Origin of the sequence: Caballeronia sp. dw_276, from assembly GCF_018449635.1 — a bacterium.
GTDB lineage: Bacteria > Pseudomonadota > Gammaproteobacteria > Burkholderiales > Burkholderiaceae > Caballeronia.
In genome coordinates this window covers 1-25,428 of the sequence record NZ_JAAVUV010000015.1, presented here as the reverse complement: position 1 = coordinate 25,428, position 25,428 = coordinate 1, and the positions used below count along the sequence as shown (strand labels likewise).

17 protein-coding genes are annotated in these 25,428 nt (G+C 59.4%); 6 read left to right on the top strand and 11 right to left on the bottom strand.

What is annotated here, in order from left to right; all coding sequences use genetic code 11:
- The first annotated feature begins 176 nt into the window (after positions 1–176).
- Together HB633_RS26225 and HB633_RS26220 are read left to right on the top strand one after the other, a co-directional pair.
- On the top strand, positions 177–7,694 hold the full coding sequence (locus HB633_RS26225) for a YadA-like family protein (protein ID WP_213781086.1): 7,518 nt from the start codon (positions 177–179) through the stop codon (positions 7,692–7,694).
- A gap of 512 nt (positions 7,695–8,206) precedes the next feature.
- Complete coding sequence (locus tag HB633_RS26220; protein WP_213781085.1) at positions 8,207–8,935, top strand: C40 family peptidase; 729 nt, start codon at positions 8,207–8,209, stop codon at positions 8,933–8,935.
- An 82-nt stretch (positions 8,936–9,017) separates the two neighbouring features.
- Here HB633_RS26220 and HB633_RS26215 read toward each other — a convergent pair whose 3' ends face one another.
- Positions 9,018–12,614 (bottom strand): indolepyruvate ferredoxin oxidoreductase family protein, encoded by a 3,597-nt coding sequence (locus HB633_RS26215; protein ID WP_213781083.1) that lies wholly within the window; start codon positions 12,612–12,614, stop codon positions 9,018–9,020.
- 264 nt (positions 12,615–12,878) lie between these two features.
- Here HB633_RS26215 and HB633_RS26210 point away from each other — a divergent pair, with 264 nt between their 5' ends.
- Entirely contained in the window at positions 12,879–13,064 is a 186-nt protein-coding gene (locus HB633_RS26210; RefSeq protein WP_213781081.1) for a hypothetical protein, read from the top strand.
- 54 nt (positions 13,065–13,118) lie between these two features.
- Here the strand turns inward: HB633_RS26210 and hppD are convergent, their stop codons facing one another.
- Positions 13,119–14,222, bottom strand: a complete 1,104-nt coding sequence (gene hppD, locus HB633_RS26205; RefSeq protein WP_213781080.1) for a 4-hydroxyphenylpyruvate dioxygenase — start codon at positions 14,220–14,222, stop codon at positions 13,119–13,121.
- Between the two features lie 133 nt (positions 14,223–14,355).
- Here hppD and HB633_RS26200 point away from each other — a divergent pair, with 133 nt between their 5' ends.
- Entirely contained in the window at positions 14,356–14,859 is a 504-nt protein-coding gene (locus tag HB633_RS26200) for an Lrp/AsnC family transcriptional regulator (RefSeq protein WP_213781078.1), read from the top strand.
- Between the two features lie 70 nt (positions 14,860–14,929).
- Here the strand turns inward: HB633_RS26200 and HB633_RS26195 are convergent, their stop codons facing one another.
- The 8 genes from HB633_RS26195 to paaA form a co-directional block, all read right to left on the bottom strand.
- Positions 14,930–15,568: a GNAT family N-acetyltransferase gene (locus tag HB633_RS26195; protein WP_346730372.1), complete on the bottom strand. Its 639-nt coding sequence runs from the start codon at positions 15,566–15,568 to the stop codon at positions 14,930–14,932.
- A 252-nt stretch (positions 15,569–15,820) separates the two neighbouring features.
- Positions 15,821–16,426 carry a TetR/AcrR family transcriptional regulator gene (locus HB633_RS26190; protein WP_213781076.1) on the bottom strand — a complete coding sequence of 202 codons (606 nt, stop codon included), beginning with the start codon at positions 16,424–16,426 and terminating at the stop codon, positions 15,821–15,823.
- A gap of 69 nt (positions 16,427–16,495) precedes the next feature.
- Positions 16,496–17,311 (bottom strand): DUF1835 domain-containing protein, encoded by an 816-nt coding sequence (locus HB633_RS26185; RefSeq protein WP_213781075.1) that lies wholly within the window; start codon positions 17,309–17,311, stop codon positions 16,496–16,498.
- 121 nt (positions 17,312–17,432) lie between these two features.
- Positions 17,433–18,521: a 1,2-phenylacetyl-CoA epoxidase subunit PaaE gene (gene paaE / locus HB633_RS26180; RefSeq protein WP_213781073.1), complete on the bottom strand. Its 1,089-nt coding sequence runs from the start codon at positions 18,519–18,521 to the stop codon at positions 17,433–17,435.
- Positions 18,522–18,529: 8 nt separating this feature from the next.
- Positions 18,530–19,060: a 1,2-phenylacetyl-CoA epoxidase subunit PaaD gene (gene paaD / locus HB633_RS26175; RefSeq protein ID WP_213781071.1), complete on the bottom strand. Its 531-nt coding sequence runs from the start codon at positions 19,058–19,060 to the stop codon at positions 18,530–18,532.
- Between the two features lie 5 nt (positions 19,061–19,065).
- Positions 19,066–19,866, bottom strand: coding sequence for a 1,2-phenylacetyl-CoA epoxidase subunit PaaC (paaC, locus tag HB633_RS26170; RefSeq protein ID WP_213781070.1), 801 nt, complete (start codon positions 19,864–19,866; stop codon positions 19,066–19,068).
- Between the two features lie 16 nt (positions 19,867–19,882).
- A complete protein-coding gene (gene paaB, locus HB633_RS26165) occupies positions 19,883–20,167 on the bottom strand; it encodes a 1,2-phenylacetyl-CoA epoxidase subunit PaaB (RefSeq protein ID WP_174365055.1) in 285 nt (94 codons plus the stop codon).
- Between the two features lie 10 nt (positions 20,168–20,177).
- Positions 20,178–21,176, bottom strand: a complete 999-nt coding sequence (gene paaA, locus HB633_RS26160) for a 1,2-phenylacetyl-CoA epoxidase subunit PaaA (RefSeq protein WP_213781069.1) — start codon at positions 21,174–21,176, stop codon at positions 20,178–20,180.
- 152 nt (positions 21,177–21,328) lie between these two features.
- Here paaA and HB633_RS26155 point away from each other — a divergent pair, with 152 nt between their 5' ends.
- Positions 21,329–22,582, top strand: a complete 1,254-nt coding sequence (locus HB633_RS26155) for a TIGR03862 family flavoprotein (protein ID WP_213781067.1) — start codon at positions 21,329–21,331, stop codon at positions 22,580–22,582.
- Here HB633_RS26155 and HB633_RS26150 read toward each other — a convergent pair whose 3' ends face one another.
- Entirely contained in the window at positions 22,583–23,782 is a 1,200-nt protein-coding gene (locus HB633_RS26150; protein ID WP_213781066.1) for a class I SAM-dependent methyltransferase, read from the bottom strand. It abuts the gene before it with no gap.
- Between the two features lie 191 nt (positions 23,783–23,973).
- Between HB633_RS26150 and HB633_RS26145 the strand changes: the two genes are divergently transcribed.
- A complete protein-coding gene (locus HB633_RS26145) occupies positions 23,974–25,263 on the top strand; it encodes an SGNH/GDSL hydrolase family protein (protein ID WP_213781064.1) in 1,290 nt (429 codons plus the stop codon).
- Positions 25,264–25,428 lie beyond the last annotated feature (165 nt).

The following is a 25,428-nucleotide window of genomic DNA, read 5'->3' as shown; positions in this document are numbered from 1 at the left end:
TCCCTTCCAATTCGTAAGTCATCGTCCGCCGCCACTTGATAGCTGCTTGAGCTTTGCCGTACGCGATAACCCCGTATGGCTGGCCAACTGATCGTATTGAACCGCTGATTCGGGCAATGCCTCGAATTGATTGCCCGTGTGGAAGCACAGGATACATTTAGGAATCCATAGTTATTATGAACAAGTCATATAAATCCATTCTGAATCGCTCCACAGGTACGTACGTGGCCGCTAGTGAAAACGTGAAGAGCGCAGGAAAGTCCGCCAAGAGCAAGCTGGCCAAGAAAGTGGCATCGGCTTCTTTGGCTTTTGGCGCATCGGTTGCCTTGTTGTCGACAGGCGATGCGTTTGCCGACGAGGGCGTCGATGTCGGTGCTTCTTCGGTGCAGGCTCAAGATGAGTCCGGCGTTCTCCGGGGCGTGCAGGCAACGGACGACTCCGCGTCGGACGACAGCGCCCCGGCATCGAATCCGTCCGGTCCAAAATTGTTAGGAAGGCAACTACTTGGCGCAACGCAGACCGGTGCATCGGTTCTCTATGATGACTCGACTGGTGACAGCATTTCGTTCGCGGGTGCTGCGGGGACAAGGCTCTCGAACGTTGCGGCGGGCACAGTGAGCACTGACGCGACTAACTTCGGCCAGTTGCTTGGCACGGCGCAAAGCGTCGCCACGGCATTGGGCGGCGGCGCCGCTGTGGACGCGAACGGCCGGGTGACCGCTCCCACCTATACCCTTGGCGGCACAGCTTATAACGACGTCGGCAGCGCACTGACTGGTCTGGATGAACGGACTACCAGCAACGAAACGGCGATCTCCAACCTTGCCGCTAGCGGCAACAAATATATCGGCGTAGGCAGTGCGGGCAATGCGGCGTACGCATTGGCGACTGCGGTCGCGATAGGCCCTGGCGCAACGGCGACTGGGAATACGTCGCTTGCTCTCGGCTCGGGTACGGTAGCGGCCACAAATGGGTCAATGGCAATTGGTTCGACTGCCAAGGCAACGGGCGTCAACGCCCAGGCGATCGGTTCAGCGGCAAGTGTCAGCGGCCAAAACTCCATTGCAGCAGGTTCTTATGCCAGTGCTAGTGCAAACCAGGCTGCCGCATACGGTTATATGGCGTCCATTGGGACCAGCGGCGCCAGTTCTGTCGCATTGGGCTATTACGCCAGTGCGAATGTGTCGAACGCCGTCGCCCTGGGCGCAGGTTCTGTCGCGAATCGTGCCAACACGGTTTCCGTCGGCAAGGCTGGATCAGAGCGGCAGGTCGCGAACGTGGCCGCGGGTACGGAAGGCACCGACGCGGTGAACTATGGTCAACTGATGGCAGCGGGTCTCAAGACCGACACGAATGGCGTCGCCACAAACAGCTTCGTCGCTTATGACAGCAACACCGCGAGCACGGTCACACTCAATCCGGCCGGCACGAAGATCAAGAACGTAGCGGCGGGCGATGTTTCATCGGCGGCGAGCACGGACGCGGTGAACGGCGGCCAGCTTTTCACAACCAATCAAAGCGTGGCTGAGAATGCCGCGGCTATTGCTGCGAATACGGGCGATATTGCTACCAACGCGGCTGCCATCGCAGTGAACACGAGCGGGATTGCGCAAAACACGAGCGATATTGCAACGAATACAAGCGACATCGCTGAACACACGACGGCCATCGCGGCCAACACGGCTGACATTGCGGCGAACACGAGCGGAATCGCGCAAAACACGAGCGATATCAGCACGATCAACACGCAGGTCGGCACGCTGAACACGCAACTCGCCGATACCGTCAAATACGACAGCGCAGCGCACGACACGATGACCTTGAGCGGCGCATCGGGCACGAAGATCACGAATGTTGCGGCAGGCACGTTATCGTCGTCGAGCACGGACGCGGTGAATGGCGCGCAGTTGTACGCGACGAACACCAATGTTTCGAACCTGGAAGCGACCGTCAGCAGCCTCAGCGCCGGTGGCGCGCAGGACTCGCGTATTGCTTTTGGCACCAAGTCGGGTCGAGTCAACGCCAGTCAGAATAGCTCCAATCCCGCTGCAGCAAGTGGTGCGGACAGCGTTGCTATTGGTGGTGGATCTCTCGCTGGCGTTTCAGGGGTCGCAGTGGGCGCTTTGGCAGGTGCTGGTTCCGTTTCGGCGGCGTTCGGTTTCGCAGCTCAGGCTTCCGGGGACTACGCAGCAGCATTCGGCCGTCAAAGCATCGCTTCGGGTTCAAGCTCGGTAGCCGTTGGCTCCATATCAAGCGCGTTGGGAACAGGATCGGTTGCATTGGGCAATCAGGCGACCGCTTCGGCGACAGGCGCTGTGGCTTTGGGCAGTGGGTCAGTCGCAGACCAGGAGGATACGATTTCCGTGGGCTACAACCAAGTACAACGCCGGATCGTGAACGTGGCGGCGGGTACGCAGGGTAACGATGCGGTGAACCTCAGCCAGATGCAAACCGCATTGAACAACACCTCCCGCTATCTGAAGGCAGGCGGCCTGAGGGATGGCTCGGATGACGCGACGATTGGAACATGGGCAGCAGATAACATCGCTATCGGCTCGAAGGCGATAGCCGACACGGGTGATCTGCGAGACGATAGCTATAGAATTGGACAAGGTGCAATTGCCATTGGCACCAACGCCAATGCCAAGGCAGCAGTCGCTACAAGTAGCGGATACGAAATGGCTATCGGCGACAACGCGGTGGCTAATATTCGGGGAGCAGTAGCTGTCGGTGGAAACGCCAGCTCAACCGGCGATATGAGTTTGAGCACTGGTTTCAATGCTCAAAGTAGCGGCGCCAGAGCCGTGGCTTTAGGTACTATGGCCAGCGCTTCGGGCGCCTCCTCCGTAGCCCTTGGCGCCAACTCCGTGGCAACGCTGGCGAACACCGTCTCCGTGGGCAGCGGCTCACTGAAGCGCCAGATCGTGAACGTAGCGGCGGGCGGGGTGTCGGCGACGAGTACGGACGCGTTGAACGGCTCGCAGTTGTATGCGAGCGCCGCGAGCACGGCTACGGCGCTGGGCGGCGGTTCAAGCGTCAACGCGGACGGCACGATCTCGTCGCCGGCCTACAGCGTGAACGGCGCGACCGTGAACAGCGTGGGTGCAGCAATCTCGGATATCGATGGCCGTGTGACGACGAACACATCCGACATCGCACGGAACACCAGCGACATCGGCACCCTCAACACCCAGGTCGGGACGATCAACACGCAACTCGCCGATGCCGTGAAGTACGACAGCGCAGCCCACGACACGATGACCTTGGGTGGCGCGTCGGGCACGAAGATCACGAACGTGGCGGCTGGCGATATTTCATCGGCTGACAGCACGGACGCGGTGAATGGTTCGCAGCTCTACGCGACGAACCAGAATGTGGCTGCGAACACGACGGCCATCGCGGCGAACACCGATGACATCGCAAACAACACAAGCGCGATTTCCGCGAATACCGGCGCTATCGCGGCAAACACCAGCGATATCGCCGAACACGCGACGGCCATTGCGGCCAACACGGCTGACATTGCGGCCAACACCAGCGGGATTGCACAAAACACGAGCGATATCAGCACGATCAACACGCAAGTTGGCACGCTGAACACGCAAATGGCCGTTGCCGTCAAATACGACAGCGCGGCGCACGATACGCTGACCTTGAGCGGCGCATCGGGCACGAAGATCACGAACGTAGCGGCTGGCGATGTTTCATCGGCTAATAGCACGGATGCAGTGAACGGCGGGCAGCTCTACGCGACGAATCAAAACGTGGCGCAAAACACGGCGGCCATCGCCGAGCACGCCGGAGTGATCGCAGACAACACCAGCGCAATTTCCGCGAACACCAGCGCGATTGCAGCGAATACAAGTGACATTGCTGCTAACGCAGCCGAGATCGCAACCAACGCAAGCGGAATCGCGCAAAACGCGAGCGATATCAGCACGATCAACACCCAGGTTGGCACGATCAACACGCAACTCGCCGATGCCGTGAAGTACGACAGCGCAGCGCACGACACGATGACTTTGAGCGGTGCATCAGGCACAAAGATCACGAACGTGGCGGCCGGCGATATTTCATCGGCTGACAGCACGGATGCAGTGAATGGTTCGCAGCTCTACGCGACGAACCAGAACGTGGCGCAAAACACGGCAGCCATTGCTGAACACGCCGGAGAGATCGCCAACAACACAAGTGCAATTTCCGCGAACACCAGCGCGATTGCAGCGAATACAAGTGACATTGCCGCCAACACAAGCGGAATCGCACAAAACACGAGTGATATCGCCGAGCACGCAACGGCGATTGCTGCGAATACGGCTGACATTGCTGCAAACACAAGCGGGATTGCGCAAAACACGAGTGATATCGCCGCACATGCGACGGCTATCGCAGCCAACACGGCCGACATCGCAACCAACACCAGCGGAATCGCGCAAAACACGAGCGACATCAGCGCGATCAACACCCAGGTTGGCACGATCAACACGCAACTCGCCGATGCCGTGATGTACGACAGTGCCGCCCACGACACGATGACTTTGAGCGGTGTATCAGGCACGAAGATCACGAATGTGGCGGCGGGTGATGTCTCATCGGCTGACAGCACGGATGCAGTGAATGGGTCGCAACTCTACGCGACGAACCAGAACGTGTCGGCGAACGCAACAGCGATTGCAGCGAACACGGCTGACATTGCTGCGAACACAAGCGGGATTGCACAAAACACGAGCGATATCGCTGAGCACGCAACGGCTATTGCCGCGAACACGGCTGACATTGCTGCGAACACAAGCGGTATTGCACAAAACACGAGCGATATCGCTGAGCACGCAACGGCTATTGCCGCGAACACGGCTGACATTGCGGCGAACACTAGTGGAATCGCACAAAATACGAGCGATATCAGCACGATCAACACGCAACTCGCCGATGCCGTGAAGTACGACAGCACAACCCACGACACGATGACTTTGAGCGGCGCATCGGGCACGAAGATCACGAACGTGGCGGCTGGCGATATTTCATCGGCGGACAGCACGGACGCAGTGAACGGCTCGCAGCTCTACGCAACCAACCAGAACGTGGCTGACAACGCGACAGCCATCGCGGCGAACACCAGCGGAATCGCGCAAAACACGAGCGACATCAGCTCGATCAACACGCAGCTCGCCGATGCTGTGAAGTACGACAGCGCCGCACACGACACGATGACTTTGAGCGGCGTATCAGGCACGAAGATCACGAACGTTGCAGCGGGTGATATCTCATCGGCGGACAGCACGGACGCGGTGAACGGTTCGCAGCTTTACGCGACGAATCAGAACGTGGCTGCGAACGCGACAGCCATCGCGGCGAACACCGATGACATCGCGAGCAACACAAGCGCGATTTCTGCGAACACCAGCGCTATTGCAGCCAACACGAGTGATATCGCGGAACATGCAACGGCTATTGCCGCGAACACGGCAGACATCGCTGCGAACACCAGCGGGATTGCACAAAACACGAGCGATATCGCGGAACATGCAACGGCTATCGCCGCGAACACAGCAGACATCGCTGCCAACACCAGCGGCATCGCACAAAACACAAGCGATATCAGCGCGATCAACACGCAAGTTGGAACGATCAACACGCAACTCGCCGATGCCGTGAAGTACGACAGCACAACCCACGACACGATGACCTTGAGTGGCGCATCGGGCACGAAGATCACGAACGTGGCGGCTGGCGATATCTCATCGGCGGACAGCACGGACGCAGTGAACGGCTCGCAGCTCTACGCAACCAACCAGAACGTGGCTGACAACGCGACGGCCATCGCGGCGAACACGAGCGACATCGCCCTAAACACTGCTGACATAGCGACGAACACAAGCGGCATTGCGCAGAACACCGCTGATATCGGCACGCTGAACACCCAAATGGCCGACGCCGTCAAATACGATGCTGGCTCTGATCACGCATCGATGACATTGGGCGGCGCAGCAGGCACGGTGATCAAGAACGTAGCCGCGGGCCAGGTGAGCGCGGACAGCATGGAAGCCGTGAACGGCTCGCAATTGTTCTCCGTGCAGCAAAGCGTCGGCGAGCAAGGTGCGATTCTCGCCGATGCCGTTCGCTACGATTCGAGCAGCCATGACACGATCACGCTGGGCGATCCGACTGCGGGCCCCGTCGCGCTTACTAACGTCAAGGCAGGCGATGTATCGGAAACAAGCACGGACGCAGTGAACGGTTCGCAGTTGTACACAGTCTCGCAGGACGTCGTGAAAAACACGGCTGACATTGCCAGCTTGAATACATCGATGAACGACTTGAGCAACGGCACCGCCGGTCTCGTGCGTCAGGACCCGGTGACGCAAGCGCTCAGTATCGGCGCAAACACGAACGGCGACACGATCAGCTTCGCAGGCCTGCAAGGCGCCCGCGTCCTGACCGGCGTGGCGAACGGCATGGTGAGCAGCGCCAGTCAGGACGCAGTCAACGGCTCGCAATTGTTCAATACATCGACGAGCGTAGCCGCGGCATTGGGCGGCGGAGCGAGCGTCGACGCGAACGGCGGTGTTACGGCGCCGTCATACACGGTCGGCGGCAAGCAGGTGAACGATGTCGGTTCAGCTGTCAGCAACCTCGATGGTCGCGTCACGCAAAACAGCGCGGATATCGCGGGCTTGAAGGGCGATCTCGCGGATGTATCGAAGACGGCTGCGAACGCAGTGGCCTACGATTCCGCCGATCACAGCAAGGTCACGCTTGGCGGAACGGATGCAAGCGCCGGAGTGAAGTTGACCAACGTGGCGGACGGCGACCTTTCGGCCACCAGCACGGACGCGGTAAACGGCAGCCAGCTCAATGCGACCAACGCCCGGGTCTCGGCAACGGAATCTGCAATTGAACAATTCCAGGCCTCGGGTGTTTCGGGATCGACAGCCACAGGCGACGGCGCAGCGGCAATCGGATCGAACGCAGACGCTTCCGGCACCAATTCGACAGCAGCCGGCGCGAATGCCGCAGCGTCGGGCGACCAGTCGACAGCAGCTGGCGCGAACTCAATCGCATCGGGTGGTCAGTCGACGGCAACAGGCGCCAACGCGATGGCCTCTGGCAGCAATTCGACGGCAGCAGGCGCGAATTCGATGGCCTCTGGCGATTCGTCGGTGGCATTCGGCGGAAACGCTGCTGCGTCCGGAAGCAATGCCGTTTCGATCGGCGGAAACTCGCAGGCTTCGGGAAGCGGTTCCGTGGCGTTTGGTGGAAACAGCAGCGCAACCGCTGATAACTCGGTCGCGCTGGGCGCAAACTCGGTTGCCGATGAGGCGAATACCGTATCGGTCGGCTCGGCTGGCAACGAACGCCGCGTAACGAATGTGGCGCCGGGGGTGAACGGTACGGACGCGACGAACGTGAACCAGTTGAACGCGTTGCGCAACGACGTGAATTCAAGCATGACGACGTTGCGGCGAGCCGCGCTGGGTGGCGTTGCTGCAGCCATGGCAATGCCGAACCTGATGCCCAGTGCACCAGGCAAGACGGTGGTCGGCGCGGGCGTGGCCAACTACAAGGGCTACAACGCCTTTGCGGCTGGCGCAACATACCGGTCGGAAAACAGCCGGTGGTTGGTGAACGGTGCGGTATCGGTCACGCAGAACGGCGATGCGGGCGTGCGCGCACAAGCCGGCTACGAGTTCTAAGCCCTGCGGCTTTCTTGAAGTGGGAAGGGGTGATCTAAATGTCAGATCGCCCCTTATTACCGAGCATCGTGTAAGCCACATTCTTTAGGAGCAGGCCTATCAGCATTCTCATTCAGTCCCAATAGAATAGGTTTTGAAGCAAGATTGTGACAATTCCAGGCGTTTCCAAGCGAATGGCATGCTTGCTTCTCCGCTATCGGTCAGATGTTGGTTATCCACGTAATTTGGATCCGCATTTCCCAACTGCCACACACGTGCGATAGCCCTTCAGGTGCGGTTTCCAAAATATGTTGAATCCGCTGCAACTCACAAGACTGATAAATATATTAGGAATACGTATCAATCATGAAAAGGCAATATAAAACGGTATTAAACGAAGTCGCTGTTAAACGTGGCATCGTCGGTGAAAAACCGTCCTCAGGTTACAAGCTGTTTGAGAGAAAGCACAGCATTCCGTTAGCCCCACCGTCGAAGACGTCGCATTCAACGGCATTGAGATTCTGGTCGTTATCATGAGACACACTGAAATAACCACCATTCCTTCTTATGCTGTCCGGCAGGGCGCCACGGAAGTACGCGCAGGCATGTCGCAACGGAAAACCAGATCTGCCCGGCTAGTGGCTACGGCGTTCAGCAGCTTGATATTGGCAACCGCATCTGGCGCTGCGTCGGCATCGACGACCGGATTGGCGAGTTTGCTCACTCAGGTAACTGCGCTGGATATGGCGGATAGCAAGCATGCTGCAGGGGGAATTATCCAGGTCGGGAATCCGGTTTCGCTGGATGGCGACGCGTTGCTTTATGACCCTGCCAGATACCAGGACTCGCCTTCTCAGGAGCAGGTCGTTGCCGAAGATATGCCGAGCGCCCGGCTTTCGGATGTTCTGGAAAAGGCCGAGACAATGATTGGCGTCCCTTATTCATGGGGCGGCAATACGCCGGAGCAGGGACTCGATTGCAGCGGGTTTGTGCGTTACGTTTATCAAAAGGCCGCGGGAATTTTATTGCCGCGCGTATCGTCGCAAATCAGCCGTAAGGGTGTAGCCATCGCGCAGACGGATTTGCACCCGGGCGATCTCGTGTTCTTTAACACGACTCGTGGGACAGCAACGCACGTGGGCATTTACGTGGGCGAGAATCAGTTTATTCATGCTCCGAAGAAAGGCGCCTATGTTCGAATTGAATCGATGAAAAGCGCCTATTGGACCCGGCGATATTACGGTGCGCGTCGTGTTGCCTGATTGCCGAATGTATTGCCTTCAATGACAAAACGCCCGATGAACTTCATCGGGCGTTTTGTTTTCATGCGTTGCGTGAAAAACTTTAAGCCACTTGCCGGCTTTCACCTCCGGCCGGCGCGCGCCAACGCGCCAGTAGCGCATTCCATTTGATACGCGCTGCATTCACGTTATTGTCTTTCACGTGACCATAACCGCGCATGGAATCCGGCAGACTTGCCAGTTCAATCGCCAGTGGCAACTTATCGAGCGTCAATCCACCGATCAGTTCTTTCACCAATGCTTCGTAATCCCCGATCAACGCCCGCTCCATCTTCCGTTCCTCGGTCTTGCCGAAAACATCCATCGACGTACCCCGCAAGAACTTCATCTTCGCCAGAACTTTCATCGCCGATAAAACCCACGGCCCGTATTGCTTCTTAATGAGATGACCGTGCGCGTCCTTCTTTGAGAACATTGGCGGCGCGAGATGGAAGTTGATTTTCCAGTCGCCCTCAAAGCTGCCCTTCAAGCGCTCGACAAACGCCGGATCGGCATAAAGACGCGCGACTTCGTATTCGTCCTTGTACGCCATCAACTTGTGCAGGTTTTTCGCGACGGCTTCGGTCAACGCGTATTGACCATCGAGCACACCGAGCGACGCCTCCGCGACCCGCACTTCAGCCACAAGCCGGCCATAACGCGCGGCATACGCCTCGTTCTGATAATCGGCGAGATAGGCAATGCGCTTTTCGATCAACGCATCGAGCGCCTTCGGCGTATGCAGCGCGATGATCTTGCTGTTGCCCTGAACCTCCGATGAAACCCCGCGATTGCGTCCCTTCACCAATCGTTCGAGACCATCGAGATCATGCGCCGCGTGACGGCCCCATTCGAACGCCGCCAGGTTCTTTTCGACTTGCACGGCGTTCAGTTCGATCGCGCGAACCAGCGACTCATGCCGCAACGGCACCCAGCCGCGTTGCCACGCAAAACCCAGCACGAACGGGTTGGTGTAGATGGCATCGCCGAGAAGCGCGACGGCGAAACGGTTTGCATCGACGAGTGCAACATGTTCGCCCGCGGCCGTGCGGATATCGGCTTCCGCGCTCGCGCCCGGGAAACGCCAGTTCGGGTTCTTGATGAACTCGGCGGTCGGCGTTTCGGCGCTGTTCACGACCACGCGCGTGTGGCCGGGCTGCATGCGTGAACCGCATTCATCGCTGGCTGTGACGATCGGATCGCAACCGATGACCAGATCCGCTTCGCCCATCGCGATGCGCGTGGCGTGGATATCGCCGGGCTGCGTGGCGATCTGCACGTGGCTCATCACAGCGCCGCCTTTTTGCGCAAGGCCGGTGACATCGAGGACGGTCACGCCTTTTTGCTCGAGATGCGACGCCATGCCGAGCAATGCGCCGATTGTCACAACACCCGTTCCGCCAACGCCCGTGACCAGCACGCCATAAGGCCGGCCAATTTCAGGCAGCGATGGCATGGGCACGGGCGGCATGGCATCGCCGGAAATGCTCGATACCTTCGGTTTCTTCAACTGTCCGCCTTCGACCGTGACGAAGCTCGGGCAGAACCCGTTCACGCACGAGTAGTCCTTGTTGCAGGTCGACTGGTTGATCTGGCGTTTCGTGCCGTATTCGGTATCGAGCGGTTCAACCGATAAACAATTCGACTTGACCGAGCAATCGCCACAACCTTCGCACACGGCTTCGTTGATGACGACGCGCTTTGCCGGATCAGGGTAAGCGCCGCGTTTCCTTCTGCGCCGCTTTTCTGTCGCGCACGTCTGGTCGTAGATCAGGATCGTGGTGCCGCCGATTTCGCGTAGCTCCCGCTGAACTTCATCGAGCTTCTCGCGGTGATAAACCTGGATGCCGGGCGCGAGGCCGACGTTCGGGTCGTACTTTTCGGGTTCATCGGTGACGATGACGATTTTCTTCGCGCCTTCTGCCGCGAGCTGATGCGTGATTTGCGGCACGGTGAGCACGCCGTCGACGGGCTGGCCGCCGGTCATTGCGACGGCGTCGTTGTAGAGAATCTTGTACGTGATGTTGGTCTTCGACGCGATCGCCGCGCGGATCGCCAACAGGCCGGAATGGAAGTACGTGCCATCGCCGAGATTGGCGAATACGTGTTTGTCGTTCGTGAACGGCGCTTGCCCGATCCACGCCACGCCTTCGCCGCCCATCTGGCTGAACGTGCTCGTGCTGCGGTCCATCCAGACGGTCATGTAATGGCAACCGATGCCCGCCAAGGCGCGCGATCCTTCGGGCACGTTAGTGGATGTATTGTGCGGACAGCCCGAACAAAACCACGGCTTGCGCTCGGCTTCAACGCGCGGCCTTGCGAGCGCGCGTTCCTTCGCTTCGATCACCGCAATCCGCGTCGCGATGCGCGCGCGCACTTCGGCAGGCAGATCGAACTTGTCGAGCCGCGTAGCAATCGCCTTTGCGATGATCGCCGGCGACAACTCGTAATGCGCCGGCAGCAGCCAGTTACCCATCGGTACGGACCATTCGCCGCCAGCGCCGTCTTTCTCGTCGAACTTGCCGAAGACGCGCGGGCGTTGTGCATCCGGCCAATTGTAGAGCTCTTCCTTGATCGCGTATTCCAGGATCTGGCGCTTTTCTTCCACGACCAGAATCTCTTCCAGCCCGTGCGCGAACGCGTGCGCGCCCTGCGCTTCGAGCGGCCACACGCAGCCGACCTTGTACAAACGAACACCGATGCGCGCGCAGGTTTCATCGTCGAGACCGAGGTCCGATAACGCCTGACGCACATCCAGATACGCCTTGCCCGCCGTCATGATCCCGAAACGCGCGTTCGGCGATTCGATCTCGATGCGGTCCAGCTTGTTCGCGCGCACGTAGGCGAGCGCCGCGTACCACTTGTAGTCGAGCAGCCGCGCTTCCTGCACGAGCGGCGGATCAGGCCAGCGGATGTTCAGGCCGCCATCGGGCATCGCGAAATCGGTCGGCAACACGATTTCGACGCGATTCGGATCGATATCCACCGAAGCCGACGATTCCACCACGTCAGTCACGCATTTCATCGCGACCCAGAGGCCGGAATAACGGCTCATTGCCCAGCCGTGCAACCCGAAGTCCAGATATTCCTGCACATTCGATGGAAACAGCACCGGCAATCCGCACGCTTTGAAAATGTGTTCCGACTGATGCGCGAGCGTGGAGGATTTGGCGGCGTGATCGTCGCCGGCGAGCACAAGCACGCCGCCTTTCGCCGATGAACCCGCCGAATTGCCGTGCTTGAACACGTCGCCGGTTCTATCGACGCCCGGCCCTTTGCCGTACCACATCGAGAACACGCCGTCGTATTTGGCGCTCGGGTAGAGATTGACCTGCTGCGAACCCCAGACCGCGGTCGCTGCCAGGTCCTCGTTCACGCCAGGCTGAAACACGATTTCGTGTGACGCCAGATGTTTCTTCGCTTTCCACAAATGTTGATCGAGCGCGCCGAGCGGCGATCCGCGATAACCCGAAATAAACCCGGCGGTGTTCAAACCGGCGGCGTGATCGCGTTGTTGTTGCAGCATCGGCAACCGGACGAGCGCCTGAATCCCGCTCATGTAAGCGCGGCCGCGTTCGAGGGTGTATTTATCGTCGAGGGTGACGGTGGTGAGCGCGGCCTCAAGCTTGGCTTGTTGTTCCGCGTCTAGTGGGGCATTCATTATGGGGTCTCTCCGCCAACGTTTGGGATCGCCAAAACTCTTGGGCTTTAGCGTCTTGTGAACGCGGCAGCCGGGATTTTGAGTGTGCCTGTTTTGTATTTCTGACAGCACTGGTAAAAACCCGCTGAAAAGAAATTTCACGATCGTTCGCGTGTTACGAGGTGTAAAAACGCCCGAGTTTTATTTCACGAAGGAACCGCTCGCGGTGAGCGCATTCAAATACCGCGATGCACATGTTGATGCACGCAGTTGAAGGAGGACGCAGTGAAACAACGATATATCCAGAATTTCTTGATGGTTTCGGCCGCATTTTTTGCGATGAACGCGCCCGTTCGCGTCGGCGCGGCGGCGGGATCTGAAAGCGTGATGACCGGCGCGCCGCGGATGATCCAGGTTCGCGTCGAACAGATTTCGAACGATCAGGCTGCGGAAAAGAAAGACGAAGCCTGAAATTCTCACGCCGAATAAAAAAGCCGGTGATCGTTGAGATCACCGGCTTTATTTTTAGCCTGGCGTGGTGTCCTTCACCACGCCGCGTCGAATCTGATCAAGTTCAATCGATTCGAACAGCGCCTTGAAGTTGCCCTCGCCAAATCCCTGATTGCCCTTGCGTTGAATGATCTCGAAGAAGATCGGGCCAATCTGGTTCTCCGTGAAAATCTGCAGCAGGATTTCATCGCGCACGCCGTCGATCAGGATCTTGCGCCTCTTCAGTTCCGCCACCGATTCGCCGTGGTTCGGCACGCGCCGGTCGACCAGTTCGTAGTAGGTATCAATGGTGTCCAGCAACGCGATCTCCGCGCCGCGCAAGCCATCCACGGTGTCGTAGATGTTGTTCGTTCCGAGCGCGATGTGCTGAATCCCCTCGCCACGATACGCATCGAGATATTCCTGAATCTGCCCCGACGTCTCCGACCCTTCCTCATTGATTGGAATGCGGATCTTGCCGCATGGCGAACTCATCGCTTTCGACTTTACTGCCGTGACTTTGCCTTCGATATCGAAATAACGCGCCTCGCGAAAATTGAACAGGCGCTCGTAGAACTCGGCCCATTCGACCATTCGCCCGCGATGCACGTTGTGCGTCAAGTGATCGATGTACGTTAAACCGTGGCCTGCCGGATTTTGATCGGCGCCGGGAATCGGCTCGAAATCGACGTCGTAAATGCTGATATCGCCGATAGCGCCGGGCTGCGCGCCATTCTTGCCGCGCCACCGATCCACGAAGTAGATCAGCGAATCGCCTACGCCCTTGATCGCGGGAATGTTGAGTTCCATGGGGCCGGTTTTGTTGTCGAAGCCCCAGGCGCCGAGGTCGAGCGCGCGTTTATAGGCTTGACCGGCATCGGCGACGCGAAACGCAATTGCGCAAATCGACGGGCCATGCAAGCGCGTAAAGCGCTGCGCGAAGGAATCAGGCTCGGCGTTCACAAGAAAGTTGATCTCGCCTTGCCGGTACAACGTCACGTCCTTATGCCGATGCCGCGCGATCGCCGTGAATCCCATCTGCTCGAAAAGCTTGCCGAGTGCAATCGGGTCCGGCGCCGTGTATTCGATGAACTCAAAACCATCGGTGCCGACGGGATTGTCCCAGGTCGTTGGCTGCATGCTTTGTCTCCGTAATTCGCGGTTAATGAGACAAAGTCTATCGAGATGCGGGTGGCGGATACTTGCGAAGAAAAATGTGCATGGCTACGATGGCGCACGTTTATAGCGTCTATTCAGATACAAGAGGCAGAATATGGCTCGATTCGAACTCGATGCGATTGACCGGAAAATTCTCGCAATCCTTCAGGTCAACGGGCGGCTGTCGAATCAGGACATCGCCGACCAGGTGAGTTTGTCGCCGAGTCCTTGTCTGCGGCGCATCCGGCAGCTGGAGGAGGCGGGGGTGATTCGCGGGTACGTTGCGTTGTTGGAGCCGCGCCTGCTGGGCCTTGGGCTGCTTGCGTACGTCAACGTGCGGCTGGAAAAGCGCGGGGGAACGGCGCCATCGGCCGGAATGAAAAATCCGCCGACGCACTCCGACCAGTTCCGAGAAGCCTTGCTTACCTGGCCAGAGGTCGTGGCCTGCGACGCCATGACCGGCGATACGGACTATCTGTTGCGTGTCCAGGTGGAGGACATGGAGCACTTCTCGCGTTTCGTGCAGGACCAGTTGCTGCACCATCCATCGGTTATCGATGTAAAGAGCAGCTTTTCGCTCGAGCGCATCAAGGAAACCACGGCTTTGCCCATCAGATAAAGCAGACGCAAAAAAGGCGGCTTTCGCCGCCTTTCGTGCTTTTGCGCATGCTTGCTGAGATGGCCGAAACTTAGGCCGCGTCGGCAGTAGGCATGAACGCCTGAAACATTTGCGATGCCCGGCGCGCCTGGCGCTTGATCGCGTAATCGAAGACTGCCGCTTGTTCCTGCAGCATCTCCGCGAGAATGCTGCTCTGGTCAGCGGGCGTCAGGGACAAGTAGGCATCGGCTTCGCCGTATGCGTATTCGATCTTCATTCCCGACTTCTTCGCTATGTGCATCATGGTCGAGTTACGTGACAGACAATGCATGTAGAGCATTGAAACGTGCGTGTTGCGGCTGCGAATGGCGGCGCGCTCGAACAAGCGGCTTCCAACACCACGACCCCGCGCACTTTCCAGCACGGAAACGCCGAATTCAGCCGTGCGCTTGTCGCCTTCGGCCGGCAAATAGGCCAGATGGCCGACGCCAACCAGGTTCAACGCTTCGTCGAAAACGCCGAAAACCGTATCGCGCGAAAAGTCGATATTCGTTACGTAATTGTCGATAACCCGATCCGGCACGATCTGACCGAAGCGCAGAAGGCGATCATCTTCGTCCAGCGCAAGGAAATGGGTCATCAGACGCTCGCGATCGGCAGAGGACAGCTCACGTACGAGAACGGGCGAACGACCGGCAGCCGGTTGCGAGCGATCAGCTGATGCAAAGATCGATGCGGCGGGGCGGTTGAAAGATAAGTTCACGATGGTGGCTCCTTGAATCGTCGAGCGACGTGGTGCGCCGCAAAACGAATTTTAGCCGAACCATCGTTGGAGTACTAGGGAAAACCCGTAATACAGTGTGGAGTGTTACGTCTAACCGTCACGGAATACGGATATAAAACGTTTAAATACAGTGACTTGGTACATGTTGTGAAAATCGGACGGACGTGCGCCAAAACCTTCATGTCGCGGCGCAGCATTTCACGTGTCGCCGTTCAGCCCGTGTTCGATCACATTTACAACCTGTTCCGCGAATTCACGATAGCCCAGCTTGCCATCCGGCTTTAGCCACGTGAACGTCCAGTTGATCATGCCGAATACCATCATTGTTAGGGCGGTCTGATTTTCCTTGGTCGCCCGCTTCGGATACGCGCGCGCAAGTTGCCGCGCAAACGCCGCTACGATTCCGCGCTGGCGTTCGAGCACGATTTCGCGCTGCGTATCTTCGAGATATTTCACGTCATTGAGCAACGCGACGTGCCGGCTGTGCGACGTCTCGTATTCCGCAAGAAACGCGCGAATGAGTTCGGCAAACGCCTCGCGTTCGGTCAGTCCGCGCCGCTGGCTTGCCCCCTCCACCTCGGCAATGATCAACATCAGCCGTTTTGTGTAACGGTCGAGGAGGTCGAAGAGGATGGCTTCCTTGCTCGCGTAATAGTGGTAAAGGCGCGCCTTGGACGTGCCGCTGGCGGCGGCGAGATCGGCCATCGATGTGCTTGGGTAGCTCGTCTGCGCGAATTTGGCGGCGGCGAGTTCGAGAATCTGCTCGCGTTGTGTGTCGTGGTCGGGCGCTCTGGTACGGGCCATTGAGTCTCGGAGAAGTGCTGGGTCGAACGGAATTCTAATGCTTGGGCGAGACTTGAACCCTTCCAGCAGTTAATGCGCGGCGCGGCGCAGCTTTGCTTCCGTTATTTTTGCGGGATCGCCGCGGATTTCCAGTTTGCCTGCGGCGACCAGTTCGCGGCATCGCCACAGCGCGATCGAATCGCTCACCAGAAAGCCGAAACCACCGCCCATCACCTGCCCGGCAAGCCGAGGCGACTCGATCCAGCCTTCGCTCGCTATTTGAAGGATGGTTTCATCGATGTCGGAAAACGTGCCGGAGATAAATGTGTTGTCGCGCCAGCGTCGTGTTTCGCTGTTGATCTGCTTTACTTCCTGCCACTCGAGTGCGAGCCGGCTGATGCGCAACACGGATATGGGCGCGGCCGTCGGCAACTTGGCGCCGAGTTCGGCCGCCGTGAACATGCCAACCGCGGTTATGCCATCGCCGCGGCCACTACGGCGCTGCGTGCCGTCATCGGCGGGGATGAGCGGCAGGTCGTCGGCGGTGAGTTTGGCTTCATTCAGGCGTTGCGGGACATTGCGCAAAAAATAGGCGACCCGTCGCAGCATCAATTGATCGCCGGCGCTCTGGCCGTGCCAGACCACGACCTGGCCTGTGCCTTGGGCGAGTTCGCGCAACAGCGCGTCCTGTTCCTTGAGCTTGGAAATGAAATCGACTTTGTGCTCGTCGAGCACCTGTTGCCAGAAGAGGGCCCGCGTTTCCGGGTTATCGTCGATACCCCTCAGATGGCCGACCGCGAGATCGTCCTTCAGGGGAATGACGCGCTCGTCGCGTGAAACTGCATTCAGCGCTTCGCGAAGTATCTCGGCGGCGTAGTCGCCGTTGGTAACGTGAATGGTGCTCATCAGTAACGGTGACCGCAAACGTAAGAAGGCCGACTGTTGCGTGATCGACGAGGCGACAACTAAACAACAGGCGACCCCTAGTGTAAGCGAATTGAATCAGTGCAATCCGCCAACTGCTTGCTCAACGTTCGTCATAGCTCACAACTACGTGATCCGAGACCGGATGGCACTGGCATGTCAGCACGAAACCGGCATCGATTTCATGTTGTTCCAGCGTGAAGTTCTTCTCCATTCGCACTTCGCCTTCCAGCACTTTTGCGCGGCACGTGCAGCAAACACCGCCTTTGCACGCGTAGGGCAACGCGAGCCCCGCCTTCAGTCCGACGTCCAGCACGCTTACGCCTTGATAGGGGAGGCGCAACTTGCGTTTTTTCCCATCGATGATCAGTTCCAGATCCGCCGCCGGCGTATTGTCCGTGATCTCGATTTGCGGCACGCCGGCTTGCGGCAAAGGCGTGCCGAAGCGCTCCACGTGAACCTGCTTGGGCGGCACGCCCGCGCTTTTCAGCGCGGCTTCGGCGGCGTCCATCATCGGACCGGGGCCGCAGATGAAGGCTTCATCGATTTCATCGGTGGGAACGAGCGCTTTCAGGAACGCCGCGCATTTTTCCTGGTTCAGCACGCCGTTGAACAGTTCGACGTCCTGCAAATCGTCCGATAACACGTGGTACAGCGAGAACCGGCTCATGAAGCGGTTCTTCAGGTCTTCCAGTTCCTCGGCGAACATGATGGCGTCGACGCTGCGGTTGCCGTAGATCAGCGTGAAGCGGCTGGTCGGCTCGGTTTCAAGCGTCGTCTTGACGATGGCAAGCACCGGCGTAATGCCGGAACCGCCCGAAAACGCCACGTAGTGCTTGACGTGATCCGCGTTCAGATGCGTGAAGAAGCGGCCATCGGGCGTCATGACTTCGATTTCGTGACCCGGCTTGAGCGTGTCGAAGGCGAAGTTCGAAAAGCGGCCGCCGCGCACGCGCTTGATGCCAATGCGCAGTTCGCCGTCGCGATCGTAATCGGTCACGCCCACGCAAATGGAGTACGAACGCCGCGTTTCTTCTCCGTCGATATGCGTCTTCAAGGTAACGAACTGGCCCTGCGTGAAGCGGAACGCACTGCGCAGATTTTCGGGGACATCGAAGGAAACGGTGACGGCGTCCGACGTTTCGGGACGGACGTCGCGGATGCGCAGCGAATGGAATTGCGGAGTCGCCATGGTCGGATTCAGTACGGTTTGAAGTAGTCGAACGGTTCGCGGCAGTCCATGCAGCGATACAGCGCCTTGCACGCCGTCGAGCCGAATTGCGCAAGACGTTCCGTGTGCAATGAACCGCAGCGCGGGCAGGCGGGTTTATCGACGATGCGCGGCACGAAGCGCAATGGCCGTTCTTGCGGCGCGTGTTCGGTCGAGCCGCAATTGCCCATCGGCGGGGCGATGCCGTATTGCTTAAGTTTTTCGCGGGCGGCGTCGGTCATCCAGTCGGTCGTCCACGCAGGCGCCAGAACGGTCTCGATCCGATGTCTAGGAAAGCCAGCGTTGGTCAACGCAGCGCCGATGTCCTCCGCAATCTGGTACATCGCCGGACAGCCGGAATACGTCGGCGTGATGACGATTTCCAGCGTGTCGTCGGCGGCGCGGCGGACGTCGCGGAGAATGCCCAGTTCGCGGATGGACACCACCGGGATCTCCGGATCCGGCACGGTTTCAAGTACCTGCCAGACTTGATCCAGCGCAACTTCCTCGAAAGCAGTCATGGTGTTCACCACGTCGCGCCCGGATGTTGACGCGCGATACTCTGCAACTCAGCGAGCAGGTAGCCCATGTGCTCGGAATGTTCGCCCAGTTTGCCGGTTGTCACGTGCTTAGCCTCGGCGGGCTTTTGCAACGTCGCTTCGGCGAGGGTTGCGTCGACGTCTTCGCGCCACGCTGTTTCCAGATCGGCGGTCAACGGACCGATACCCGCATCGGCGATGCTCGTTTCCACGTCATCCACGCTGAAAAACTCCCGCGTGTACGGCATCAGATAATCCACCGCGGCCTGCGCCCGGCGATGCGATTCCTCGGTGCCATCGCCAAAACGCAGCAGCCAGTCGCTCGCGTGATTCAGGTGGTAGCGCGTTTCCTTGATCGACTTGGACGCGATCGCGGCAAGCTGCGCGTCGCTCGATTGCGTGAGCGAGGTCCAGAGATGCGCCATCAACGTCGAATAGAGGAAGTTGCGCACGACAGTTACCGCGTAATCACGATCCGAACGCGCCGTGCCCGACAACGGCCCGGCATGCGGCAACTCAGTCAGCGTGAAGTTGCGGAAATCGCGCTCGTTGCGGAAATACGCGTAGTCGTCTTCAGTTTTCGTCGAGCCGTGAAGCTCGGCTTCGAGCGTGGCCGCGTGCGAGTAAAGCAAGCGCGCCTGACCGATCAGATCGAGGCTGATGTTGGCGAGCGCGATATCTTCCTCGAGCACCGGACCGTGGCCGCACCACTCGCCGTTACGCTGGCCGAGGATCAGCGCGTTGTCGGCAAGGCGCAGCACGTAGGAAAGATGTTGTGGCGTCGTCATGGGCTTGACCCTTCGATCACATATGGTTGATTTCGTCGGGCAGCACGAAGAACGTCGGGTGACGATAAATCTTGTCGCCAGCGGGTTCGAAGAACTCGGCTTTGTCGGCGGGATCGGAAGCCGTGATCGCCGCCGATGGCACCACCCAGATGCTCACGCCTTCCTGGCGCCGCGTGTAGACATCGCGCGCCATGCGCAGCGCCGCCGGTGCGTCGGGCGCATGCAGGCTCCCGCAGTGCTTGTGATCGAGGCCCTGTTTGCTGCGCACGAACACTTCCCAGATCGGCCATTCCTTGTTCATTTCTCGCTCCTTATGCGGCTTGCTTTTGGGCACGCGCTGCCTGTTTCGCGGAATAGGCAAGAGCCGCTTCGCGAACCCACTCGCCGTCTTCATGCGCCTTTACGCGCGTCGCCAGCCGTTCCTTGTTGCACGGGCCGTCGCCATTCACGACGCGCCAGAATTCGTCCCAATCGATCGCGCCGTAGTCATGCGCCTGACGTTCCTCGTTCCATTTCAGGTCGGGATCAGGCAGCGTGACGCCAAGGATTTTTGCCTGCTCGACGGTGGCATCGACGAATTTCTGCCGCAGATCGTCATTCGATATCCGCTTGATGCCCCACTTGAACGACTGCCCGCTATGGATGGAATCCTTGTCGCTCGGGCCGAACATCATCAGCACCGGCCACCACCAGCGATCCACCGCTTGCTGGACCATCTCCTTTTGCGCCTGCGTGCCTTTCATCATGGAGAGGAGTGCATCGAACCCCTGCCGCTGATGGAACGACTCTTCCTTGCAGATGCGAATCATGGCGCGCGCATACGGGCCGTATGTGCAACGGCACAGCGGGATCTGGTTCATGATCGCGGCGCCGTCGACCAGCCAGCCGATCACGCCGACGTCCGCCCAGGTTGGAGTTGGGTAATTGAAGATGCTCGAATATTTGGCTTTTCCGGCGTGCAGGGCGTCGACGAGCTGATCGCGCGATACCCCCATGGTTTCCGCCGCACTATAAAGATAGAGGCCGTGGCCGCCTTCGTCCTGCACTTTGGCAAGCAGGATCGCCTTGCGCTTCAGGCTCGGCGCGCGCGAAATCCAGTTGCCTTCCGGCAGCATTCCGACGATTTCCGAATGTGCGTGCTGTGAAATCTGGCGGACGAGCGTCTTGCGATACGCGTCGGGCATCCAGTCCTGCGGTTCGATCTTGCCGTCGGCGGCCATCACGGCGTCGAAACGGCTCAATTCCGGCGATGTGGACGCCGGATCGATGGACTGCACGTTGCCGGGGATATCGAGGGATTGCGTGTACATGACGATCGCTCGCTGTATGAAGTCACTGTGCCGCAATTATAAACCGACCGGACGGTCGGTTTATAGATATTTTTTTGGGATAGGCGCGCGAACAGAGCTGCGATCCAGGCGAATGCGACAATACAGGCTCGTTTCCATCAACTTTGCCCTGCATGCCGTCATCCATCGAAATTCGTATTCCGCGCGTGGCAGTTGTCGGCGGCGGCCCGGCTGGCTTGATGGCGGCGGAGGTTCTGGCAGCGGGCGGCGTAGAAGTGGATCTTTACGACGCCATGCCCTCGGTCGGCCGCAAGTTTTTGATGGCAGGCAAGGGCGGCATGAATCTCACGCATTCAGAACCGGCTGAGGCTTTTTTGTCTCGGTATGGCGATCGGCGGGCGCATTTAGAACCGTTGCTTCATCGTTTCGACTCTTCTGCCTTGCGCGCGTGGGTTCACGATTTAGGCGTAGAGACGTTCATCGGCAGTTCCGGCCGCGTTTTTCCCACCGACATGAAAGCGGCGCCAATGCTGCGCGCGTGGCTGCATCGGCTACGCGGGTCGGGCGTGCGCTTTCATATGCGGCATAAGTGGATTGGCTGGGCAAACGGTGCATTGCGATTTTCCACGCCGGAAGGCGAGGTCGATGTTCAAGCCGATGCCATCGTCTTCGCGCTGGGCGGCGCGAGCTGGCCGCGTCTCGGATCGGACGCCGCGTGGACCGGCCATTTGGATGCGTATGCCGAGATAGCGCCGTTCAAACCGTCCAATTGCGGCTTCGATATCGCCTGGAGCGAGCACTTCAGCAGCCGCTTTGCCGGCGAGCCGCTGAAATCGGTTGCAATTGGTTTGCCGCGTGAAGACGGCGGCGTGGACTGGCGGACGGGGGAATGTTTGCTGACATCGACGGGCATCGAGGGCAGTCTGATCTATGCCAAGTCCGCGCGCATTCGGGATCGTCTCGCCGATGGCCACGCCACTTTCCTTCTGGATCTCGCGCCGGCTTTGACGCCCGAGCGCGTCCACGATGAAGTCACGCATCCGCGCGGCGCCCGTTCAATGTCGAGCCATTTGCAGAGCCGGTTAAAGCTGACGGGCGCAAAAGCGGGCTTGCTGCGCGAATGCTTGAGCCGCGAAGATTTCGCCGATACCACCCGTCTCGCGCAACGCATCAAGGCGTTACCGCTGACGGTGACGCGGCCCAGGCCCATCGCCGAAGCGATCAGCAGCGCCGGCGGCGTGAGGTTCGAATCACTAGATTCGCAGTTGATGCTCGCAGCATTGCCCGGCGTGTTCTGCGCGGGTGAGATGCTGGATTGGGAAGCGCCGACTGGCGGTTATTTACTGACGGCGTGTTTCGCGAGCGGCGTGGTCGCGGGGGAAGGGGCGCTGGCTTATCTGGATCAAAACCGCGCCCCAACGCTCTAATCAGGCAGGAACAAGGCGCCACAACGAAGTAATTTCGGCCGACCGGGCTTGGTACAGCGGGTCGGTTTTATCGGCGGCGCGGGGGTGATGTGGACGAACGTCCATCCGGCCATCGGTTTTCAACCCGGCGCGATCGACCCATTCCTGGAATTGCGCGCGCGTACGTAAGCCGAGATGCTCGGCGAGGTCCGACAAAATCAGCCAGCCTTCGCCGCCGGGCGTCAAATGCGCGGCGAGACCGTCGAGGAAACCGCGCAACATCCGGCTTTCCGGGTCATAGATCGCGTGTTCGATAGCCGAACTCGGTCGCGCCGGCAGCCAGGGCGGATTACACACGATCAAAGGCGCGCGGCCTTCAGGAAACAGGTCGGCCTCGATCACTTTGACTTGCTGCGAAAACCCGAGCAAATCGATGTTTTCATGCGCACACGCCAGCGCGCGGGGATCGATTTCCGTCGCTATCACGCGCTTCACGCCGCGCTGGGCCAGCAATGCGGCCAGCACGCCAGTGCCCGTACCAATATCGAATGCAAGTTCCTTCGATGGCAACGGCTGATCCGCCACCAGCTTGACGTACTCGCCACGCACCGGCGAAAACACGCCGTAATACGGATGAATCCGCGCGCCGAGCGCCTCCACGTCCACGCCTTTCTTGCGCCACTCGTGCGCGCCGACCAGTCCGAGCACTTCGCGCAGCGACACGACCGAATCCCCTGCCGATGGGCCGTACGCTTCCTCGCACGCTTCTTTCACGACCGGCGCGCGACGCAATGTAATGGCGTACTCGGCGTCGAGCGGCAGCAAGAACATGCCGAGCGTCCGGGCCCGCTGCGACTGGGCCAGCCGGTGCAAATTGAACGCCTCGGCAGGCGCGGCCGCTTCAACCGGCGCATCAGGCGTGGCGCTGCGTTGCTTCGCTTTCGCCTTCGCGGACTTCTTCGGTCGTGTTTCGATGCGTCGCGCCACAGCCTGCAACAATTGCCGCGCGTTCTGGAAATCGCCGCGCCACAGAATCGCGGTTCCTTCGCAAGCCAGGCGATAAGCCGAATCGGCAGTCATCTGGTCATCGCCGATCACGACGCGTTTGGGCGGCGCAATCCCGCTTTCCGAGCGCCAGAGCGCCGAACGGCTCTCGCCTTTTTCCTCCCATTCAATGAGGTCGGATGCGGCGCTGGTGCTGGAAGAGGTTTTGGAATGCATGCTGAATAAGTACCGGACAAAGTGAGAACCGCGAGGCGGAATGCCGACATTCTGAGGGCTTTTCACAAAACGGTCCGATTTTCCGTCCATTGGCAGGGGCGCTGAGACCCGGCCGCCACTGTAAGCGTGCGGTCTGCTGCCGGTTGTTGCATAAGGCACAATCGGTTTTCCCCAAAAATTCCCGCTCTCCGATGAACCTTCGCGTCCTCTCCGCCGTTGCTGCCGCGACACTTTCCGCCTTCCTGCTTTCGTCCGCCCCGGCTTTTGCCGACGATGCCCCGTCCGGACGTTGGGTCAGCGCGTGGAGCACGGCGCTCCAGCAGATTCCGCAGCGCGCGGAATTGCCCGCGCTGTATCGCGCGCCGGAAATCGGCGGGCGGACGGTCAGACAGATCGTCTATCCGGCTATAGATGGAAAACAGCTTCGCCTGCGGTTCAGCAACGTGTATGGCACGGAGCCGCTCGTTATCGATGGCGCGCAGGTCGCGCGCGCCGTATCGGGCAACGCGGCGGGGACGCGTGCCGGAACGAGCCGTCCTGTGACCTTCGGCGGCAAAGCGAGCGTGACAATCGCGCCGGGCGGCCAGATCGACAGCGATCCTGTCGCGTTCAACGTCGCTGCTTACCAGCCGCTGGCTGTGAGCACCTATATGGCTGCGGAGCAGAAACTGGCCGCATGGCATCGCGTGGCGAGTCAGGTCAATTACATCTCGACTCCCGGCAACCATTCCGCCGATACCGACGTCTCCGCCTTCCGCACGCGCTTCACGCAATTTGTGTGGCTGACAAGCGTCGCTGTCGACACCGCCCCTGCGCAGACCCTGGTTGCCATCGGTGACTCGATCACCGACGGCATGCGCTCGACGCCGAACGCCAATCGCCGATGGACCGACGCGCTCGCCCGCCGGCTCACGCAAAAAGGCATCGAGGGGACGTCGGTCGTGAACGCCGGAATCAGCGGCAATCGATTGCTGAGCCCATCGCCCTGTTACGGTGATGCAGTGCTGAGCCGGTTCGATCGCGATGCCTTGCGCCAGCCCGGCGTTCGCTCGGTGATCGTGCTGATTGGCATCAACGACATCAATTTCCCTTCGATGCCACCACACGCCGGCCTCGATTGCGACGATCCCCATACGCCCGTCACCGCCGACTCGCTGCTTCGCGGATACCAGCGGCTGATCGCTCAGGCGCACCAGCGCGGCATCAAGATATACGGTGCAACACTCACGCCGGCCGCCTTGCCGCCCGAACGCGAGGCGATCCGTACCGCCGTCAACAATTCTATCCGGTCGAGCCATGCGTTCGATGGCGTCGTCGACTTCGATCGCGCGCTGCGGGACCCCGATCATCCGGACAAACTGCAACGCCGCTACGACAGCGGTGACCACATCCATCCGAGCGACGCGGGCTATGCGGCAATGTCTGAAGCTGTTCCCATCGATGAAATGGGCTTGAGGGGACGCTCTGCGGGGACGAAATAAAGGTTTCGCCAAAATAATTCCAAGATGTCCTTGCCAGATGCGCTGCTGTCACCTATTATTCGCCTCCTCGTTTCGCAACGAGGACCGCCAACGAAACGGGCGGGCTCCAAAGTCGGTAAGTTTGATAGCAAATCGCTCACAAACTTGTTGACAAGGAGAAAAAGA

Excerpts from the sequence above, each read along its gene's own strand:
- HB633_RS26225 (WP_213781086.1), top strand. The coding sequence starts at position 177 with ATGAACAAGTCATATAAATCCATTCTGAATCGCTCCACAGGTACGTAC.
- HB633_RS26220 (WP_213781085.1), top strand. The coding sequence starts at position 8,207 with ATGAGACACACTGAAATAACCACCATTCCTTCTTATGCTGTCCGGCAG.
- HB633_RS26215 (WP_213781083.1), bottom strand. The coding sequence starts at position 12,614 with ATGAATGCCCCACTAGACGCGGAACAACAAGCCAAGCTTGAGGCCGCG.
- hppD (WP_213781080.1), bottom strand. The coding sequence starts at position 14,222 with ATGCAGCCAACGACCTGGGACAATCCCGTCGGCACCGATGGTTTTGAG.
- HB633_RS26200 (WP_213781078.1), top strand. The coding sequence starts at position 14,356 with ATGGCTCGATTCGAACTCGATGCGATTGACCGGAAAATTCTCGCAATC.
- HB633_RS26190 (WP_213781076.1), bottom strand. The coding sequence starts at position 16,426 with ATGGCCCGTACCAGAGCGCCCGACCACGACACACAACGCGAGCAGATT.
- HB633_RS26185 (WP_213781075.1), bottom strand. The coding sequence starts at position 17,311 with ATGAGCACCATTCACGTTACCAACGGCGACTACGCCGCCGAGATACTT.
- paaE (WP_213781073.1), bottom strand. The coding sequence starts at position 18,521 with ATGGCGACTCCGCAATTCCATTCGCTGCGCATCCGCGACGTCCGTCCC.
- paaD (WP_213781071.1), bottom strand. The coding sequence starts at position 19,060 with ATGACTGCTTTCGAGGAAGTTGCGCTGGATCAAGTCTGGCAGGTACTT.
- paaC (WP_213781070.1), bottom strand. The coding sequence starts at position 19,866 with ATGACGACGCCACAACATCTTTCCTACGTGCTGCGCCTTGCCGACAAC.
- paaB (WP_174365055.1), bottom strand. The coding sequence starts at position 20,167 with ATGAACAAGGAATGGCCGATCTGGGAAGTGTTCGTGCGCAGCAAACAG.
- paaA (WP_213781069.1), bottom strand. The coding sequence starts at position 21,176 with ATGTACACGCAATCCCTCGATATCCCCGGCAACGTGCAGTCCATCGAT.
- HB633_RS26155 (WP_213781067.1), top strand. The coding sequence starts at position 21,329 with ATGCCGTCATCCATCGAAATTCGTATTCCGCGCGTGGCAGTTGTCGGC.
- HB633_RS26150 (WP_213781066.1), bottom strand. The coding sequence starts at position 23,782 with ATGCATTCCAAAACCTCTTCCAGCACCAGCGCCGCATCCGACCTCATT.
- HB633_RS26145 (WP_213781064.1), top strand. The coding sequence starts at position 23,974 with ATGAACCTTCGCGTCCTCTCCGCCGTTGCTGCCGCGACACTTTCCGCC.